Here is a 15,508-nt window from a genome sequence, read left to right as displayed (position 1 = left end):
ACGCAGGCGCTTCCTAGAATTCAGCCCGATGCGGCGGAAGACCCGGCGCAGACAGTAGCGCATCCGGAAAGTATGCCGGCCGCGCGTGACACGGAGACAAACCCTTGGTTCGCGGCATCTCGCTCCTCTACGGCCTGTACCTGCTGCTGCCCATCGCCCTGCTGCTGGTCGGCAGCGTGGGTGGCAACTGGACCAACACGCTGCTGCCCACCGGCCTCACCGGGCAGTGGTATGTCGACCTCTGGCTCGACACCTCGTTTCGCAAGGCCTTCGTGAGCAGCCTGGTGGTGGCGCTCTCGGCCTGCGCGATCAACACCGTGCTGGCGCTGCCGCTGGCCTATGCGCTCTATCACGGCGCGCGGCGCGGCGGCAGCCTGGCGGCGCGCATCGTGAGCGCCACGCCCGTGGCGGTGCCGGCGATCACGCTGGCCTTCGGCTACATGATCGTGTTCAACACCGACCTCGCGCCCTGGCTGGGCTCGATGCCGCTCTTGATCGCGGCGCACGCGATCCTCACGCTGCCCTACCTCACGAACACGCTGCTGACCGACCTGCGCCACCTCGACCTGGACCGGCTCGAGCAGGCCGCGGCCACGCTCGGCGCCTCGGGCTGGCAGCAGTTCAGCGGCATCGTGCTGCCGAGCCTGCGCCAGAGCCTGATCAGCGGGCTGGTGATGGTGGCGGCGATCTCGGTCGGCGAGTTCGGCGTGTCGAACCTGCTCACCAGCTTCCAGAACCGCACCTATCCGGTGGTGCTGCTGCAGGCCTTCTACGGCGCCACGGGCTTCGCCTGCGCGGCCACGGTCATCCTCCTGGTGCTGGCGAGCGCGTCGGCGCTTCTTTCCTCCTCCCTGGTGAAGCAACGCGCCGTCACGCCATGAGCCTCCTCCTCGACACGGTCAGCTACAACTACCCCGGCAGCACGCACGGCCTGCACGAGGTCTCGCTCGACGTGCGCACCGGCGAGCTGGTCGCGGTGATCGGGCCCAGCGGCTCGGGCAAGTCGACGCTGCTCAAGCTGGTGTCGGGCCTGGAGACCGGCCACACGGGCCGCATCGCGCTCGACGGCGAGGACATGTCGCGCACGCCGGTGCACCGGCGCCACATCGGCATGGTGTTCCAGAGCTATGCGCTGTTCCCGCACCTGAGCGTGCTCGACAACGTGGCCTACGGCCTCAAGCTGCGCAAGGTGGCGACCGCCGAGCGCCGCCAGCGCGCGCAGGCCTTGCTCGACACCGTGGGCCTGGGCGAGTACGCGCGGCGCGCCGTCGCGCAACTCTCGGGCGGGCAGCAGCAGCGCGTGGCGCTGGCGCGCGCGCTCGCGATCGACCCGCGCGCGCTGCTGCTCGACGAGCCGCTGTCGGCGCTCGATGCCAGCGTGCGCGGCCATTTGCGCGACCAGATCCGCGCGATCCAGCAGCGCTTCGGCGCCACCACCTTGCTGGTCACGCACGACCAGGAAGAGGCGCTCGCCATGGCCGACCGCGTGGCGATGCTCAAGGACGGCCGGCTGCTGCAGATCGCCACGCCGCGCGAGATCTACGAAGAGCCCGCGAGCCGCGCGGTGGCCGAGTTCGTCGGGCTCTCGACGATCCTGCCGGCCAAAGTGGCGGGCCTCAACAAGCTCGACCTGGGTTTCGCCCAGCTCGCGGCGCCCACCGGCATGCGCGCGCCCGGCACCGCGCTGCACGTGCTGGTGCGGCCCGAGCACATCGCGGCCGATCCCGCGCCCGGCACGCCGAACCGCATCGCGGGCCGCTGCGGCGCGCAGCGCTACCTCGGCTCGCTCACGCGCTACGACTTCGAGGTGCCGGGCGCCGCCAGGCCCTTTCTCGCCGAATCGGCGCGGCCGGCCACGGAGGCCATCGCGATCGCGCCCGAACACCTTCGCCTGCTCGACCACTGAATCATCTACTCCCGAGGAGTCACCCATGCAACGCAGACATCTGATCCAGGCCGCCGGCGCCCTGCCCGTGCTGGCGCTCGCGCGCACCGCCTTCGCCTTCGACGGCCCCGAGCTCTACGCGGGCGAGAAGGCGCTCTACGCCGAGGCGCAGAAGGAAGGCCTGTGCGTCTCCTTCGACACCGGCCCCGAATGGGCCAACTGGAAGTCGCTGTTCCGCGACTTCAAGAAGCGCTATCCCGAGATCGAGCTGACCTACAACGACATCGGCTCGGCCGCCACCGTGGTCGCGTTGGAGAAGACCAAGCGCCGCCCGCAGGCCGACACCGCCTACTACTTCGCGGCCTCGGCCGTCGATGCCGCGAAGAAGGACGTGGTCGCGCCGTTCAAGCCCGTCAACTTCGACAAGCTGCCGGCCGTGTTCCGCGAGGCCGAGGGCCGCTGGTTCACCATCCACACGCTCAACATCGCCTTCCTCGTGAACAAGAAGCTGGTGAAGAACGTGCCCACCGGCTGGGCCGACCTGCTCAAGCCCGAGTTCAAGAGCACGGTCGTCTACCTCGACCCGCGCTCCACCGGCATCGGCCAGGTGCTGACCTTCGCCGCGGCCTATGCCAACGGCGGCGGCGTCGACAACGTGCAACCCGGCACCGACTACCTCGGCAAGCTGCATGCGGCCGGCAACGTGCTGCGCGTGGAAGGCACCACGCCGTACGCCAAGTTCCTCAAGGGCGAGATCCCGGTCTGGATCAGCTACGAGAACGACGGCCTCAAGGCCAAGCATGTCGACGGCATGGGCGACGCGGTCGAGGTCGTGATCCCGAAGGAGGCCAGCGTGGCCGCGCCCTATGCGATCAGCCTGGTGAAGAACGGCCCGAACCCGAACGCCGGCAAGCTGTGGCTCAACTTCATCATGAGCGAAGCCGGCCAGTCGCTGTTCGCGCAGGGCTTCGTGCGGCCCGCGGTGCCGGGCACGCCGCTGTCCGCCGACGTCGCGGCCAAGATGCCGGCCGCGCCGCAGATCAAGCCGCTCGACGTGGTGAAGGCCTCGGAGCGCAAGGCCGAGCTCGACAAGCTCTGGGCCCAGGCCGCGCTGGGGAAGTAGGCGCTTCGTGATGAGACGCTTCGGTGCCTGGCCCGCCTGGGCCTTCATGGCGCTGTTCTTCGCGGTGCCGCTGGCGGCGCTGCTGCCAGAGGCCTTCGCCGAGCGCGGCAGCGCCTTCGGCCGGCTGGTCGGCAACCCGCTGTTCTTCGGCGCGCTGCGCAACACGCTGGCGCTCGGGCTGGCGGCGGGCGCGGTGTCGGCGCTGGTCGGCACCTGCATCGCGATCGAGCTCGCGCGCCAGCCGGCCGCGCGGCGCCAGTGGCTGATGACCCTGCTGGGCCTGCCGCTGGCGTTCTCGGGGCTGGTGATCGCCTACGGCTTCATCCTGGCCTTCGGCCGCGCGGGCTTCGTGACCCAGCTCATGGCCGGGCTCGGCGCCGATCCTGCCGTGCTCGGCAGCTGGATCTACAGCGTGTCGGGCCTGGGCTTCGCCTATGCCTACTACCTGATCCCGCGCGTGGCGCTGTCGCTGTACCCGGTGTTCGCCAACCTCGACCCGCGCCCGGCGCAGGCCGCGCGCACGCTCGGCGCCTCGCGCGCACGCGCCTTCTGGGACACGGTGCTGCCCGAGGTCGCGCCCTCGGTGCTGTCGAACGCCTGCATGGTGGCCGCGATCGCGATGGGCACCTACGGCACGGCGCTGGCGCTGGTGGGCACGCAGCTCAACATCCTGCCGCTGATGCTGCTGGCGCAGGTGGGCGACGGCGGTTCCGATTTCGCGGTGGCGGCGGCCCTGTCGCTGGTGCTGATGGTGGTGTGTGTGATCGTGATGGGAGTGGGCGATGTGCTTACGCGAAGGCGCGAACGCGGTGCGGTGGTCGGCGCCGGTCATTGAGGCGCTGGCGCGCCTCGCGCAACGGCAGCGCGGGCCCGATCGCCATCGCCAGCCGGTGGCGATCATCGGTCCCGGCGACGGCGGCCCGGCCGAGTGCGAGGCCGCCTATGCGGTGGCGCATGCGCTGGCCGGCGCGGGCATGGCGGTGGTGTGCGGCGGGCGCGGCGGCGTGATGGCCGCGGCCTCGCGCGGCGCCGCCGAGGCCGGCGGCATCGCCGTGGGCATCCTGCCCGAGGACGACGACCGCAACGCCAACGAATGGCTCAGCGTGGCCATCCCCACCGGCATGGGCGAGCTGCGCAACGGCATCGTCGCGCGCAGCGGCCTGTGCCTGGTCGCCATCGGCGGCAACATGGGCACGCTGTCGGAAATGGCGATGGGCCTCAAGTGGGGCAAGCCGGTGTTCGTGATGCATGGCGACGTCGAGCTGCCGGGCGCGGTGCAGGCGGCGGATGCGGACGACATGCTCGCGAAGGTGCTGGGCTGCCTGCTGGCCTGAAGGGCGAGCCGGCCGGAAGCGTTCCGAAAGCGGTCACGACGGCATTGCACAATGCCGCCATGCCCTACATGCCCCCCTTCGTCGCACCCGCCCGCTTCACCGACGCCGCCGCCGCGCTCGACCAGGTGAAGGCCATCTACCAGGGCGGACTCGCCCATCTGCGCGAATCGATGCTGCGCTTCGTGGACGGCGACGAGTTGCCGGGCCGCGTGCGCGCCTGCTATCCCTTCGTGCGGGTCCACACCCACACGGTGGCGCGCCACACGCCGCCGGCCAATGCCGGCCTGAGCTACGGCTTCGTGGCCGGACCGGGGCGCTACGAGACCACGCTGACGCGGCCCGACCTCTATGCGCGCTACTACCTCGACCAGTTCCGGCTGCTGCTCGAGAACCACCAGGTCGAGCTCGAGGTGGGCACCAGCACGCAGCCGATCCCGATCCATTTCTCGTTCGCCGAGAACGACCACATCGAGGGCACGATGAGCCCCGAGCGGCGCGCGCTGATGCGCGACGTGTTCGACCTGCCCGACCTGGGCGCGATGGACGACGGCATCGCCAACGGCACCTTCGAGGCGCTGCCCGGCGAGGCGCAGCCGCTGGCGCTGTTCACCGGCGCGCGCGTCGACTACTCGCTGCACCGGCTGCGCCACTACACGGGCACCCTGCCCGACTGGTTCCAGAACTTCGTGCTGTTCACCAACTACCAGTTCTACATCGACGAGTTCGTGCGCCTGGGCCACGAGGCGATGGCCGACGAGAACAGCGAGTACATCGCCTTCATCGAGCCCGGCAACGTGGTGACGCGCCGGCGCGGGCTCTCGGCCGGCGCCAGCGCCACCTTCGGCCACCTGCTCGACGGCAGCCAGGGCACGGCGCCGCCGCGGCTGCCGCAGATGCCGGCCTACCACCTGGTGCGCGAGGACTACAGCGGCATCACCATGGTCAACATCGGCGTCGGCCCGGCCAATGCCAAGACCATCACCGACCACATCGCGGTGCTGCGCCCGCATGCCTGGATGATGCTGGGCCACTGCGCGGGCCTGCGCAACACGCAGCAGCTCGGCGACTACGTGCTGGCCCACGCCTACGTGCGCGAGGACCACGTGCTCGACGAGGAACTGCCGCTGTGGGTGCCGATCCCGGCGCTGTCGGAGATCCAGCTCGCGCTCGAGCAGGCGGTGGCCGACGTCACGAAGTGCGAGGGGCCCGAGCTCAAGAAGATCATGCGCACCGGCACCGTGGCGAGCACCGACAACCGCAACTGGGAACTGCTGCCCGGCAACCAGCCGCAGCGCCGCTTCAGCCAGAGCCGCGCGGTGGCGCTCGACATGGAGAGCGCGACCATCGCGGCCAACGGCTTCCGCTTCCGCGTGCCCTACGGCACCCTGCTGTGCGTCAGCGACAAGCCGCTGCACGGCGAGATCAAGCTGCCCGGCATGGCCAACCACTTCTACCGCGAGCGCGTGGAGCAGCACCTGCGCATCGGCATGCGGGCGATCGAGATCCTGCGCCAGGAAGGCTCGACCCGGCTGCACAGCCGCAAGCTGCGCAGCTTCGCGGAAGTGGCGTTCCAGTAAGGCCTGGCCCGCCAAAAGCGTGACTTAGTTCCGCATTTAGAGGGACTGAGGGCCCATTCCCCGGGTTTTCCCCTGGGTGCCTGTCACCGACACGACAGGCGCCTTGCGTCATCATTTGTTTACCTTTTTAGACAATCGGAAACAAACATGCCGCACCCGACTGCCCTGCCGCCTTCGCCCGGACGCCGGCGCTTCCATGCCTGGCTGGGCGCGATGGCCGTGCTGGGAACGGGGGCGGTGCGCGCGGCCGAGCCGCAGCTGACCGCAAAGCTTCGCATCGTGATCCCCGCCAACGAGGGCGGCGGCTGGGACCAGACCGGCCGCGCGCTCGGCGCCGCGATGCTGGCCTCGGGCGCGGTGGGCGACGTGGTCTACGAGAACATCGGCGGCAAGGGCGGCACCATCGGGCTCGCGAAGTACGTCGAGAAGTACGACGCCGACCCCGACGCGATCCTGATGAGCGGCATGGTGATGGTCGGCGCGGTGGCGCTGCAGAAACCGGCCGTGACGCTGGCCCAGGTGGCGCCGGTGGCGCGCCTCACGAGCGACTACGAGGTGGTGGCGGTGCGCGCCGATTCACCGATCAAGACGCCCAAGGACCTGATCGCCCAGCTGCGCGCCGACGCCGCCAAGACCGTGATCGCCGGCGGTTCGGCCGGCGGCGTGGACCACATGTACGCCGGCATGCTGGCGCGCGTGGCGGGCAACACCGCGGCGCTGGTCTACCAGCCGCACCCGGGCGGCGCGCAGGTGGTGGAGTCGCTCGAGTCGGGCAAGTCGGCGGCCGGCATCTCGGGCTACAGCGAATTCAGCGAGGCCCTCGCGAGCGGCAAGCTGCGCGCCATCGGCGTGTCGGCCAGGCGGCCCTTCCTCGGCATCCCCTCGGTGCGCGAACAGGGCGTGGACGCCGACCTCGCCAACTGGCGCGGCGTGCTCACCGGCAAGAAGGTGACGCCCGAGCGGCGCGCCGTGCTGCTCGAGGCGGTGCGCCGCGCGACCGTGGCCGACCTCTGGCAGAAGACCATCCGGAAGAACAACTGGGACGCCTACTGGATGGCGGGCAAGGACTTCGAGGGCTTCCTCGAGCTCGACACCGCGATGGCGGGCCCGCTGATCTACCTGCTCAAGCTCAAGGCCTGACTCGAGGCCCGATCAGGCACCGGCGAACAGCTCGGGCATCTCGCGCACGGCCTTGGGCGTGAGCGCGAGCGCGCGGCCGTCGAGCTCCTGGCGCACCCAGCCGCGCTTCAGCGAGAGCTGCAGCCACGCGGCGCCGAGCGCGCCGCCCAGGTGCGGGCGGCGCTCGCTCCAGTCGAGGCAGGCACAGGCGAAGCGGCGGCGCGAGCGCCGCACCGCATCGACCTCCACGCCCAGGCTCTCGAGCGCGACCGCGCCCTCGGCCGTGAGTTCGTAGGAGCCGCTCGCGAGGCCGCTGAGCCAGCCCTGCGCATGCAGCCGGTCGTGCAGCGCGACGCCCGCCGTGCCGGCCATGTGGTCGTAGCAGGTGCGCGCGCTGCGCAGCCGGCTCGGCGTGCTGGGCTTGAACCCGGCCACGCGCGGCGCGCCGGCCACCACCATCAGTCCTTCGAGCGCGGCCGCCACGTCGTCGTCGGCGAGCCGGAAGTAGCGGTGCTTGCCCTGCACCAGCAGCGCGACCAGCCGCTCCTCCTTGAGCCGCGCGAGGTGCGCGCTCGCGGTCGAGGGCGCGACCTCGGCCACGGTCGCGAGCTCGGTGGCGGTGCGCGCATGGCCGTCCATCAGGCAGCTGAGCATGCGGGCGCGCGCGGGCTCGGCGATGGCGCCGGCGAGGCGGGCGAGCTGGAGGTCCGGGTTCGCGGAGGCGGCGGTGTTCATGCGGCGATCCTAAGGTGCCATGCCATCCCACACTTCGGTCGCGAGCGAAGTGTGGCGGACACGGGCGGCGCAGACTTCGGCCATGAGCACGCCGCACCCCACCCTCGAGACGATGGCCCCGACCGACCCCGTCAAGGCCGTCGTGCATCCCGATCCCTATCCCTACTACGCCACCCTGCGCGACGGCCCGCCGCTGGCCTGGAACGCCACGCTGCGCCTGTGGGTCGCGAGCCGCGCCGAGGTCATCGAGACGCTGCTGCAGGCCCATGGCGCGCTGCGCGTGCGGCCGGCCGCCGAGCCGGTGCCGCGCGCCATCGTCGGCCAGCCCGCGGGCGAGGTCTTCGGCCACCTGGTGCGCATGAACGAAGGCGCGGCGCACCAGGCGCACCGGCCCGCGCTGCAGCGCGCGCTCGCGGGCCTCGACCTGCAGGGCGCGCATGCCACCGCGCTCGAGGCGGCCACGGGCACGCGCGCGCTGCCGCTGTCGGACGCGCTGTTCTCGATCCCGCTGCGCGCGGTGGCGCGGCTGCTGGGCTTCGGCGATGCGGCGCTGCCGCGGGTCGATGGCTGGATGCGCGACTTCGTGGCCTGCCTGTCGCCGCTGTCGAGCGAAGCGCAGCTGCGTGCGGCGAGCGTTGCCGCGGCCGCGCTGATGACGCGCTTCGAGGCCCTGGTGGCCGACGCACCGGCCGCGCGCGGCACGCTGCTCGCGGCGGTGCGCGAGGCCGAGCCCGCGAGCACACCGCCCTCGCGCGCGCTGCTCGCGAACCTCGTCGGCCTGCTGTCGCAGACCTGCGATGCCACGGCCGGCCTGCTCGGCAACGGCCTGATCGCCTGGCGGCGCGAACCGGCCGCACGCGAGGCCGCGGCCACGCGCGACGGCCTGCAGATGGTGGTGCAGGAGACCGCGCGCCACGATCCCTCGGTGCACAACACGCGGCGCTTCGTGGCCGAGCCGGTGGACATCGCGGGCACGACGCTGGCCGCGGGCGATGCGGTGCTGCTGGTGCTGGCGGCCGCGAACCGCGATCCGGCCTTCAACCCCGAGCCCGATCGCTTCCAGCCGCTGCGCGCGCGGCGCCGCATGCTGGGCTTCGGGCATGGCCTGCATGCGTGCCCGGGGCAGGCGCTGGCCTGCACGCTCGCGGCGGCCGGACTCGAGGCCCTGCTGCGCGAGCGCCGCGCCGAGGTCGGGGGGCTGCTCGAACGCGGCTGGCGCTATCGGCCCTCGGTCAACGGGCGCATTCCGCAGTTCGACTGAACACGGCGCCCGGTACTCAGGCCGTTGCCTCGGCCCACTGCCCCATGCGCTCCAGGAACGGCGACAGCTGTGCCGCGCCCCAGCGCAGCGGCAGCGCGCCGGGCCGGCGCAGCACCTGCTGCACGCGCAGCCGCAGCAGCCGCTCGGCGCCCTCGAAGGACGCGAGCTCGGGCCCGTCGATCACGATCTCGGCCGTGGCCGCGACATGCAGCATCTCGCCGCTGTCGAAGTCGACGAACAACAGGCCCGCGCGCGGATAGGCCAGCAGGTTGCCGAAGGTGTTGAAGAAGCGGTTGCCCGTGAAGTCGGGCACCGTCAGCACGCCGCCGCCGATGTCGTCCACGCGCACGAAGCCGGGCCGGCCGCCGCGGTGCGAGACGTCGACGCCGCGCGCGCTGGCATCGACCTCGTCGCCATCGATGGCCGCGCTCGCGGGATGGGCGCTGGCGATGAACAGCGTGTCGGCGCGCCGGATCAGCGCGCGCGCCGCGTCGTCGAGGCCATCGAGCCACTGCGCCGCCGCGGGTGCCGAGGCCGGCGGCCGGTAGGCGGGCTCGCGCGCCTGGATGTACTTCGGGCAGTTGCCGAAGCTCTGCTGCACCTCGAGCGTGAAGCCCGCCGCGTCGAGCGCCTCGACCGTGCCGTTCATGCGGTTGCGCCGCCGGGTGTGCGGCTGGATGCCGAGCAGCCCGAGCGTCGCGCCGTCGCGCAGCGAGGCCGCGAGCGGATCGCCGGCATCGGGCAGCGCATCGATGCGCAGGTGCGTCGGGTCGGGCGAATGCGCGAAGCCGGCCGGCGCGGCCAGCATGCTGGCCCAGGGCTGGCCCTGGGCGTCGATGCTGCCGGTGACCAGGAAGGGCAGCAGCGCGAAGAAGTCGCGGTGCTGGTCGGGCATGAAGTCGCGGATCACGCGCGAGCCGGCCGCGGCCATGACCTCGCGCGAGCCGGCCTGCAGCTGCATCGCGCGTTCGCCGGCGTGGAAGGGAACATCGATCATGGCGGACCTCCGCGAGTTTCTTCGGTGAGGGTGGACGCGATCAGGCGGCCAGCGCGACGGGCGAGCGCACCATCGGCACGAAGCCCGGCAGCGCCTCGACGCGCGCGAGCCATTGCCGCACGTGGGGATAGGGATCGAGCGACACGCCGCCCTCGGGCGCATGGGCCACGTAGGCGTAGTTCGCGATGTCGGCCAGCGTGGCCGACTCGCCCACCAGGAAGGGCTGGGCCGCGAGGTGCTGCTCCATCACCTCGAACAGCGCATGGGCGCGCTTGCGCACCTCGCTCGGATCGTCGGGCCGGCCGAACAGCGCGAACACACGCGCGGCCGCCGGCCCGAAGGCGAGCTGGCCCGCGGCCACCGAGAACCAGCGCTGCACCTGCGCCGCGCCGAAGGCATCGCGCGGCATCCAGCGGCCGGGGTCGGGGGCATAGCGCTCGTTGAGGTAGACCAGGATCGCATTCGAATCGGCGAGCGTGAGTTCGCCGTCCTCGATCACCGGCACCTGGCCGAAGGCATTGCGCGCGAGGAACTCGGGCGTGCGGTTGGCGCGGGCGCGCATGTCGATCTCGATCGCCTCGAAGGGCAGGCCCAGCAGCGACAGGAACAGGCGCACGCGGTGCACGTGGCCCGAGATCGGCGTGCCGTAGAGCTTGATGAACTGGGCCGGTTGGCGGGAAGCGGTCATGGTCGGAATCCTCGAAGTGGTGGCGTCGGAATGGATTCTTCTCTCTTGCGTCGATCGAAGGAATACACGTCATCGGATTTGACTGCTGCGTTTTTCGGATTAATCCGCTCTAATCGCCCGATGGATCGCTTCAAGGCCATGCAGACCTTCGTGCAGATTGCCGACCAGGGCAGCCTGACCCGCGCCGCCGAGGCGCTCGGCACCTCGCTGCCCGCGGTGGTGCGCGCGCTCGCCGCGCTCGAGGCGCACCTGGGCGTGCGGCTGTTCCACCGCACCACGCGGCGGCTGTCGCTGACCGAGGAAGGCAGCCACTACCTGCCCGCCGCGCGCGAGGTGCTGCTGGCGGCCGACGCCGCCGACCTCGCGCTGCAGGCCGAGGCGCGCGAGCCCGAGGGCCGGCTCACGATCACCGCGCCGGTGCTGTTCGGCCACATGTACGTGGCGCCCGCGATCACGCGCTTCATGCAGCGCCACGAACGCGTGCGCTGCAGCGTGCTGCTGTACGACCGCACGGTGAACCTGCTCGAGGAAGGCATCGACGTGGGCATCCGCATCGGCAGCCTCGAAGACTCCTCGCTGGTCGCGCAGACGCTCGGCAGCATCCGCCGCGTGGTGGCCGTGAGCCCCGCCTACCTGAAGCGCCACGGAACGCCGCGCCATCCGCGCGACCTGGCCGGCGCGCCCGCGGTGCGCGGCCGGCTCGATGCGCCCGCGCAATGGAGCTTCCACGAAGGCAGCCGCACGATCCATGTCGCGACCGTCACGCGGCTCGAGTTCAACCACCTCGCGCCGGCCGTCGAGGCCTGCGCCGCGGGCATGGGCTTCGGCACCTTCTTCTCCTACCAGGTGCTGCCGCTGGTGGCGCAGGGCCGGCTCGCGCTGGTGCTCGAGGACTTCGAGCCGCCGCCGCGGCCGGTCAGCGTGATCTATCCGAACGCGCGGCTGCTGCCGGCGCGCACACGCGCCTTCATCGACTGGATGAAGGACGAGTTCACCGGGCTGCGGATGTAGCTGGTGCCGGGCTCAGGGCGCCTCGGGCGGAAGCGGCCGGCCGTCGCACAGCCGCTCGGCGTCGTTGACCATGCCGCGCACCGCTTCCTCGAGGCCGAGGTTCAGCACCGCCATGAACTCGCCGTTGGCGCTGGCCCAGTTGGCGCGCGTGCCCATGCCGTGGTACTGGCGCGAGACGGTGGCGCCGCCCGGCAGCCGGTAGTCGACCTTGATCGCCACGTGCGACACCAGGTTGAGGTCGACCGACCAGGCATGCGCGAGCCGCAGCGAGACCTCGGCGCCGAGCTGGCGGCGCGCCAGGCCCGCGGCCGGCGGCGCGGCCGCGAGCGTGTCGAAGCCGTAGCGGCGCGTCGCCAGCAGCGCGTCGCGCACCCAGGGCACGGCATCGCCGCCGCGCAGCGACTCCACGCGGCGCGGCGTGGCATGCACCGTCGGCAGCATGCGCGTGAGGTTGCCCATGTGGCTCTTGTTGCGACGGATGTCGTCGACGCGCGCGAGGAACAAGGTGCAGCGCTGCGCGATGCGGAACGCCAGCACCGGTGCCTCGTCGGGCCGCTGCCCGGGCTCGGGCGAGGACTCGAAGACCATGCTCAGCGGCTCGTTCTCGTCGACCGCGTGCGCCAACGGCGTCAGCGCGCCGGCCAACAGCACGAGCACGGCGGCGCGATGGAAGCGAAGGCGCGTCATGGCACGGTGCTCCGGATCGAATACAGCGCCTTGTCCTCGTCGCGGAACAGCACGCGCGGCGGACCGGCCTGCGTGTCCTCGATGCCCTGGCCGCCGATCACGACCCAGGTGCCGTTGACGTTGAAGCGCCCGGTCTTCACCGGCCCCGAGCGTGCGCCCGCGATGTCGAGCGCGAACAGGCGCATCGTCTGCATCACCGAGTCGCGCATCACGGCGCGCAGCGCCTGCCCATCGTTGGCGACCAGCCGCCGCACCACCGTGGGCCGCGTGCCGCCGCCGATCGGCGACTGGTAGATCGCGCCCGCGCGGTAGACCGGCTCGCTGCCGCCGTCCTGCCACAGCAGCGCGGTGGTGCGCGTGGTGAAGGCACCGAGCCCCGGCTCGAGCGCGTACTGCAGCAGCAGCACGAGGTAGGCGGGTCCGTTGCGCGTGGCCGCGATGCGCGCCTCGTGCTGTGCCTTGGGCGGCATCGCGGGCAGCACCTGCGCCGAGGCGATGCGCAGCGGCGGATAGAGGCCGGTGGCACCGATCTCGCCGAGCGCGATGCCGGCCTCGGTGCGGTAGTCGTAGTCGAGCAGCGGCCCGACCGTGGCGCCGACCTCGGCGCTCATCTCCTTCTGCCGCGCCTGCTGCACCGAGGAGTCGATCAGCGCGCCGATCATGCCGCCGCCGAGCGCCGCGGCCGCGCCGGGCGGCTGGGCCGAGAACATGAAGCTCTCCTGCGCGACCACCACGCGCACGTCGACCTCGGGCAGCTTCGCGCGCTCCGCCGCGCCGATCGAACGATGGAAGGGCGCGCAGGCCGCGAGCAGCGCGCTGCACAGCACGAGCAGCAGCGCGCGCCACGGCCGCGACGCGGTCGCTGCCGTCATCGGCCGCGGACCCGGAAGAAGAAGGAAGTGCACGGCCTGTGGCTTGTCTGCATGGAAGGTCGGACGAAAGGATGCGTGGACGGACTGCGGCCAGGGCCGGCGAAGCCGCGATTGTGTCTCGCTCGCGCGCGCCATGGGCTCGCGGTGAACCCTGGTCCCCCGACGGACGGCGCCGCGCGCGGGCCTGCGTCAGAATCGTCGCGTTCCGCGGTCCTCCTTGTCTTCCTCTTTCTGGTCCCGCCCGTGTACTCCTCCTCCCAAGCTGCCTCCCCTCCCTCGCCGGCCGCCGCCCCCGCCGCGCCGCTCTTTCGCGTGGCGAACCTGCGCAAGCGCTACGGCGACACCACGGTGGTCGACGATCTCTCGTTCGACATCGCGCCCGGCGAGTGCCTGGGCGTGATCGGCCCGAACGGCGCCGGCAAGACCACCACCATCCGCATGTGCCTGGGCCTCACGGCGCCCGATGGCGGCAGCATCGAGGCACTGGGCCTGCAGATGCCGCGCGACGCGCTCGCGATCAAGGCGCAGCTCGGCGTGGTGTCGCAGTTCGACACCCTCGACCCCGACTTCAGCTGCGCCGAGAACCTCGTGGTCTACGGCCGCTACTTCGGCTTCGCGAAGAAGCAGGTGCGCGAGCGCGTGCCGCAGCTGCTCGAGTTCGCGGCGCTCTCGCACAAGGCCGATGCCAAGCCCGGCGAGCTCTCGGGCGGCATGCGGCGCCGGCTCTCGCTGGCGCGCGCGCTGGTCAACGACCCCAAGCTGCTGCTGCTCGACGAACCCACCACCGGCCTCGACCCGCAGGCGCGCCACCTGATGTGGGAGCGCCTGCAGGTGCTGCTGCAGCAGGGCAAGTCGATCCTGCTGACCACCCACTTCATGGACGAGGCCGAGCGCCTGTGCTCGCGCCTCTTGGTGCTCGACCACGGCCGCAAGATCGCCGAGGGCCGCCCGCGCGACCTGATCGCCGAGCACCTCGAGCCCGACGTGGTCGAGGTCTACGGCAACGGTGCGCTCGCGCTGGCGAACGTCGACGCACTGCGCGCCCTGGCCGCGCGCGTCGAGGTCAGCGGCGAGACGGTGTTCTTCTACACGCAGGACGCGCGCCGCCTGCTCGAGGCGCTGTCGCAGCACCCGGGCCTGCGCACCTTCCACCGGCCCGCGAACCTCGAGGACCTGTTCCTCAAGCTCACGGGGCGGCAGATTCGCGAGGACGGCTGAGGGCCTCGCCTCGTGCACGCCGCAGAACGACAACCCAGAGACACACCGATCGCATGACCACTCCGACCCTCGCCACCGAGCCCTTCTCCTCTTCTTCGCCACCCTCGCCTTCCGCGTGGCGGCCGCCGCAGCTGTCGATGCGCTGGTGGCCCGTGTTCCTGCGCAACCTGCTGGTGTGGCGCAAGCTCGCGATCCCGAGCCTGATCGGCAACATCGCCGAGCCGCTGATCTGGCTCGTGGCCTTCGGCTACGGCATGGGGGCGCTGGTGGGACAGGTGAGCGTGGGCGAGACGAAGGTGCCCTACATCCTGTTCCTGGCGAGCGGCTCGATCTGCATGAGCGCGATGAACGCGGCCTCGTTCGAGGCGCTGTACTCGGCCTTCTCGCGCATGCACGTGCAGAAGACGTGGGACGGGATCATGAACGCGCCGGTGGGGCTCGACGACATCGTGCTGGCGGAGATGCTGTGGGCGGCATTCAAGTCGATCTTCACGGTGACGGCGATCCTGTTCGTGATGCTGGGGCTGGGGATCAGTCACAGTCCGAAGCTGTTCGTGGCCTGGCTGGTGTTGGCGGGGGCGGGGGTCGCGTTTTCATCGATCGCGCTGATCTTCAATGCGATGGCGAAGGGGTATGACTTCTTCACGTACTACTTCACCTTGTTCATGACGCCGATGATGTTCTTGAGTGGGGTGTTCTTTCCGCTCGAGCAACTGCCTGAGGCTGTGCAGGTGGTGGCGGGGTGGTTGCCGTTGGCTAATGCGGTGGCGTTGGTTCGGCCTTTGTTCATGGACCAGTGGCCTGTTGGGTGGGCTCGGCATGCTGCTGTGTTGGTGGTCTATGCGGGGGTGGCGTTTTGGGTGGCGTTGGCTTTGACTCGGAAGAGGTTCAGGGCTTGATGTTTTTTGAGGGTGCGCTTTTTGGTTAGGCCGTTGGCCGGGTCTCGCCCCGGCGGGCGACCTACTTTCTTTTGCTTCGCCAAAAGAAAGTAGGCAAAGAAA

Annotated in this window: 16 protein-coding genes; 11 read left to right on the top strand and 5 right to left on the bottom strand. The window is 71.2% G+C overall.

What is annotated here, in order from left to right; all coding sequences use genetic code 11:
- Positions 1 to 104 precede the first annotated feature (104 nt).
- From AC07RM_RS30945 to AC07RM_RS30915, 7 genes are all read left to right on the top strand, one after another.
- Positions 105 to 881: an ABC transporter permease gene (locus AC07RM_RS30945; RefSeq protein ID WP_203203201.1), complete on the top strand. Its 777-nt coding sequence runs from the start codon at positions 105 to 107 to the stop codon at positions 879 to 881.
- Positions 878 to 1,906: an ABC transporter ATP-binding protein gene (locus AC07RM_RS30940; protein WP_495336940.1), complete on the top strand. Its 1,029-nt coding sequence runs from the start codon at positions 878 to 880 to the stop codon at positions 1,904 to 1,906. Before AC07RM_RS30945 ends, AC07RM_RS30940 begins: the two co-directional genes overlap by 4 nt.
- 25 nt (positions 1,907 to 1,931) lie before the next feature.
- Complete coding sequence (locus AC07RM_RS30935; protein ID WP_296788811.1) at positions 1,932 to 3,008, top strand: extracellular solute-binding protein; 1,077 nt, start codon at positions 1,932 to 1,934, stop codon at positions 3,006 to 3,008.
- A gap of 10 nt (positions 3,009 to 3,018) precedes the next feature.
- Positions 3,019 to 3,843 carry an ABC transporter permease gene (locus tag AC07RM_RS30930; RefSeq protein WP_296788809.1) on the top strand — a complete coding sequence of 275 codons (825 nt, stop codon included), beginning with the start codon at positions 3,019 to 3,021 and terminating at the stop codon, positions 3,841 to 3,843.
- A complete protein-coding gene (locus tag AC07RM_RS30925; RefSeq protein WP_495336939.1) occupies positions 3,791 to 4,342 on the top strand; it encodes a TIGR00725 family protein in 552 nt (183 codons plus the stop codon). The genes AC07RM_RS30930 and AC07RM_RS30925 overlap by 53 nt, the downstream gene beginning before the upstream one ends.
- A gap of 59 nt (positions 4,343 to 4,401) precedes the next feature.
- A complete protein-coding gene (locus tag AC07RM_RS30920) occupies positions 4,402 to 5,919 on the top strand; it encodes an AMP nucleosidase (RefSeq protein ID WP_093354454.1) in 1,518 nt (505 codons plus the stop codon).
- Positions 5,920 to 6,066: 147 nt separating this feature from the next.
- Complete coding sequence (locus tag AC07RM_RS30915) at positions 6,067 to 7,059, top strand: Bug family tripartite tricarboxylate transporter substrate binding protein (protein WP_495336938.1); 993 nt, start codon at positions 6,067 to 6,069, stop codon at positions 7,057 to 7,059.
- A gap of 12 nt (positions 7,060 to 7,071) precedes the next feature.
- On the opposite strand, the gene AC07RM_RS30910 is transcribed toward AC07RM_RS30915, so the two are convergent.
- On the bottom strand, positions 7,072 to 7,773 hold the full coding sequence (locus AC07RM_RS30910) for an ArsR/SmtB family transcription factor (RefSeq protein ID WP_495336937.1): 702 nt from the start codon (positions 7,771 to 7,773) through the stop codon (positions 7,072 to 7,074).
- Between the two features lie 112 nt (positions 7,774 to 7,885).
- Between AC07RM_RS30910 and AC07RM_RS30905 the strand changes: the two genes are divergently transcribed.
- The gene (locus tag AC07RM_RS30905; RefSeq protein ID WP_495336936.1) at positions 7,886 to 9,034 is read left to right on the top strand and encodes a cytochrome P450; all 1,149 of its coding nucleotides are present in this window, start codon (positions 7,886 to 7,888) and stop codon (positions 9,032 to 9,034) included.
- A 16-nt stretch (positions 9,035 to 9,050) separates the two neighbouring features.
- On the opposite strand, the gene AC07RM_RS30900 is transcribed toward AC07RM_RS30905, so the two are convergent.
- Together AC07RM_RS30900 and AC07RM_RS30895 are read right to left on the bottom strand one after the other, a co-directional pair.
- Entirely contained in the window at positions 9,051 to 10,031 is a 981-nt protein-coding gene (locus AC07RM_RS30900) for a pyridoxamine 5'-phosphate oxidase family protein (protein WP_495336935.1), read from the bottom strand.
- 40 nt (positions 10,032 to 10,071) lie between these two features.
- On the bottom strand, positions 10,072 to 10,719 hold the full coding sequence (locus AC07RM_RS30895; protein ID WP_495336934.1) for a glutathione S-transferase family protein: 648 nt from the start codon (positions 10,717 to 10,719) through the stop codon (positions 10,072 to 10,074).
- A gap of 120 nt (positions 10,720 to 10,839) precedes the next feature.
- Here AC07RM_RS30895 and AC07RM_RS30890 point away from each other — a divergent pair, with 120 nt between their 5' ends.
- Positions 10,840 to 11,730 carry a LysR family transcriptional regulator gene (locus tag AC07RM_RS30890; protein WP_093354140.1) on the top strand — a complete coding sequence of 297 codons (891 nt, stop codon included), beginning with the start codon at positions 10,840 to 10,842 and terminating at the stop codon, positions 11,728 to 11,730.
- A 12-nt stretch (positions 11,731 to 11,742) separates the two neighbouring features.
- On the opposite strand, the gene AC07RM_RS30885 is transcribed toward AC07RM_RS30890, so the two are convergent.
- Positions 11,743 to 12,417 carry a hypothetical protein gene (locus AC07RM_RS30885; protein WP_495336933.1) on the bottom strand — a complete coding sequence of 225 codons (675 nt, stop codon included), beginning with the start codon at positions 12,415 to 12,417 and terminating at the stop codon, positions 11,743 to 11,745.
- Positions 12,414 to 13,289 carry a hypothetical protein gene (locus tag AC07RM_RS30880; protein WP_208514155.1) on the bottom strand — a complete coding sequence of 292 codons (876 nt, stop codon included), beginning with the start codon at positions 13,287 to 13,289 and terminating at the stop codon, positions 12,414 to 12,416. Before AC07RM_RS30880 ends, AC07RM_RS30885 begins: the two co-directional genes overlap by 4 nt.
- 243 nt (positions 13,290 to 13,532) lie before the next feature.
- Here AC07RM_RS30880 and AC07RM_RS30875 point away from each other — a divergent pair, with 243 nt between their 5' ends.
- Together AC07RM_RS30875 and AC07RM_RS30870 are read left to right on the top strand one after the other, a co-directional pair.
- The gene (locus tag AC07RM_RS30875; protein ID WP_093354132.1) at positions 13,533 to 14,507 is read left to right on the top strand and encodes an ATP-binding cassette domain-containing protein; all 975 of its coding nucleotides are present in this window, start codon (positions 13,533 to 13,535) and stop codon (positions 14,505 to 14,507) included.
- A 53-nt stretch (positions 14,508 to 14,560) separates the two neighbouring features.
- On the top strand, positions 14,561 to 15,406 hold the full coding sequence (locus AC07RM_RS30870; protein ID WP_495336932.1) for an ABC transporter permease: 846 nt from the start codon (positions 14,561 to 14,563) through the stop codon (positions 15,404 to 15,406).
- Positions 15,407 to 15,508: the final 102 nt, after the last annotated feature.

It is taken from the genome of Variovorax sp. GW821-FHT09B05 (assembly GCF_059418265.1).
This window is presented reverse-complemented; position numbering and strand designations above follow the sequence as displayed.